The 2,452-nt window shown below is 63.4% G+C and carries 3 protein-coding genes; all 3 read left to right on the top strand.

Annotated features, from left to right (window positions below):
• The first annotated feature begins 90 nt into the window (after positions 1 to 90).
• The 3 genes from JMF90_RS33345 (at position 91) to JMF90_RS33355 (ending at position 2,407) form a co-directional block, all read left to right on the top strand.
• Positions 91 to 477 (top strand): transposase, encoded by a 387-nt coding sequence (locus JMF90_RS33345; RefSeq protein WP_226129905.1) that lies wholly within the window; start codon positions 91 to 93, stop codon positions 475 to 477.
• Entirely contained in the window at positions 474 to 809 is a 336-nt protein-coding gene (gene tnpB, locus JMF90_RS33350; protein ID WP_027788797.1) for an IS66 family insertion sequence element accessory protein TnpB, read from the top strand. Before JMF90_RS33345 ends, tnpB begins: the two co-directional genes overlap by 4 nt.
• A gap of 65 nt (positions 810 to 874) precedes the next feature.
• Complete coding sequence (locus tag JMF90_RS33355) at positions 875 to 2,407, top strand: IS66 family transposase (RefSeq protein ID WP_034195837.1); 1,533 nt, start codon at positions 875 to 877, stop codon at positions 2,405 to 2,407.
• The last annotated feature ends 45 nt before the right edge of the window (positions 2,408 to 2,452 follow it).

The following is a 2,452-nucleotide window of genomic DNA, read 5'->3' on the forward strand; positions in this document are numbered from 1 at the left end:
CCGTAAGCACCCGGGGAAGTCATCTTGATCGCGTTAGGCGCGAAGGCGAGGATCGTGTCCATCTAAATTTTTAATGGACAGATGTACACGATGGATGAGACCGAGGTGATGCAGGAGGTTGTGCAACCGACGCGACGTCGGCGGCACAGCAAGGAGTTCAAGGCACAGGTGATCCGTGCGGCGATGCAGCCAAACGTGTCGATCGCGGCGGTAGCGCTGCACTACCGCCTGAATGCCAACATGCTGCGAAGCTGGGTGGCCGCCCAGGAAGAACGGGATGCGGCCGAAGCTGCCCGCAAGTCGATGAGCGCGCCATCGGCAGAGTTTGTGCCGTTACAGCTTGAGACGTGCGGGGCTGCATCTGGGGCGACGGAGATCCAGATCGAGGTACGTCGGGGTGCGGCGACGGTGACCGTGCGTTGGCCGTTATCGTCGGCCAGTGATTGTGCGCTCTGGTTGCAGGGATGGCTGCGGTGATCCGCATCGACGCGATATGGCTGGCGACCGAACCGCTGGATATGCGTGCCGGCGCCGATACGATTCTGGCGCGTGTGGTGAAGGTGTTCGGCGCAGCGCGCCCTCACCATGCTTACCTGTTCGCCAACAAGCATTCGACGCGCATGAAGGTACTCGTCTATGACGGCTTCGGAATCTGGCTGGCTGCGCGTCGTCTGAACAAGGGCCGGTTCGTCTGGACGAACGGCCACGAAGCAATCGCCGTCGCGTTGAATCCCGAACAGTTGCGGGCGCTCGTGACGGGGCTGCCGTGGCAGACCCTGACGCACGATCACGTCATCTGCGTGGTGTAACGCGTCGTCGGTGCCGTAAACAGTTTCGCTTCCGTGGCGGTGCCGGCTCTGGCAGACTGGGCCGTATGAACCTGCCCGCCGACCTCGATGCCCTTAGCCCGGAGCAACTGCGCACACTGGCCGCTCAGTTGATGACCCAGGTCGGCGAGACGCAGCGTGAACTGCACTACCGTCAAACGCGTATCGATCAACTGACGCACGAACTCTCCGTGCTCAAGCGCCTGCAGTTCGGCAAACGCAGCGAGCAGCTTGATACCGAACAGATGAGCCTGCTCGACGAGGCGATCGATGCAGACCTGGCGGCACTGGAAGCCGAGCTCGAACAGCTTCAACCGGCCACGCGTGCCGCTGGGCCTGGGCAACAGCCGAAGCGTGTGCCCTTGCCATCGAAACTGCCGCGTACGGACATCCATCACGAGCCGGAAGACACCACGTGCCAGTGCGGTTGCCAGCGGGAGCGCGTGGGCGAAGACATCAGCGAGAAGCTGGACTATGCGCCAGGCGTGTTCACAGTCGAGCGGCATATCCGCGGCAAGTGGGCCTGTCGGCACTGCGGGACCCTGATCCAGGCACCGGTCCCGCCTCACGTCATCGACAAGGGTATCCCGACCACCGGGCTGTTGGCGCAGGTGCTGGTTGCCAAATATGGCGACCACCTGCCGCTGTATCGGCAGGAACGCATCTTTGCTCGCGCGGGCCTGGCGATCCCGCAATCGACGCTCGGCGCGTGGGTCGGCATCTGCGGCGTACGGCTGCAACCGCTGGTCGATGCGCTTCGCGAAGCGCTCCTGCAGCGCGACGTGCTGCACGCCGACGAGACGCCGGTGCAGATGCTGTCGCCCGGCAAGGGCAAGACGCATCGGGCTTACCTGTGGGCGTACAGCACGACGCCATTCGCCGATCTGAAGGCCGTGGTCTACGACTTCGCCGGCAGCCGTGCCGGCGAACATGCCCGAAAGTTCATGGGTGTGTGGCGTGGCAAGCTCATGTGCGATGACTATGGCGGCTACAAGGCTGGATTCGAACTGGGCATCACGGAAATCGGATGTGTCGCTCACGCGCGCCGGAAATTCTACGAGCTGCACGTCAACCACCAGAGCCAGATCGCCGAGCAGGCGCTGAAATACTTCGGCGCACTCTACGACGTCGAGCGTGACGTCGCCGAACTGAAGCCTGATCGAAGACAGGCCATCCGCCAGCAGCGATCCAGGCCCGTTGCCGATGCGTTGCACGCCTGGATGGTGACCCAGCGCAAGCTCGTTGCCGAAGGATCGGCGATCGCGAAGGCGCTCGACTACAGCCTGAAGCGTTGGGAAGCGCTCACGCGCTATCTCGATGACGGGCACGTGCCCATCGACAATAACTGGCTGGAGAACCAGATTCGACCATGGGCGACTGGCCGCTCGAACTGGCTGTTCGCCGGCTCACTGCGCGCGGGGCAACGTGCAGCCGCGATCATGAGCCTGATCCGGTCGGCGCAGCTTAACGGCCATGATCCGTACGCCTACCTGAAAGACGTGCTCACCCGACTGCCCACGCATCGTGCCGACGACATCGCGTCGCTGCTTCCGCATCGCTGGTCGCTCGCCGCGGCTTGATCAGCGGTACCTCACGAGCCTCGGTGCCTTTACCGGGGGCTTACC

Origin of the sequence: Burkholderia sp. E168m23 (assembly GCF_016586125.1) — a bacterium.
Taxonomy (GTDB): Bacteria; Pseudomonadota; Gammaproteobacteria; order Burkholderiales; family Burkholderiaceae; genus Burkholderia; species Burkholderia orbicola.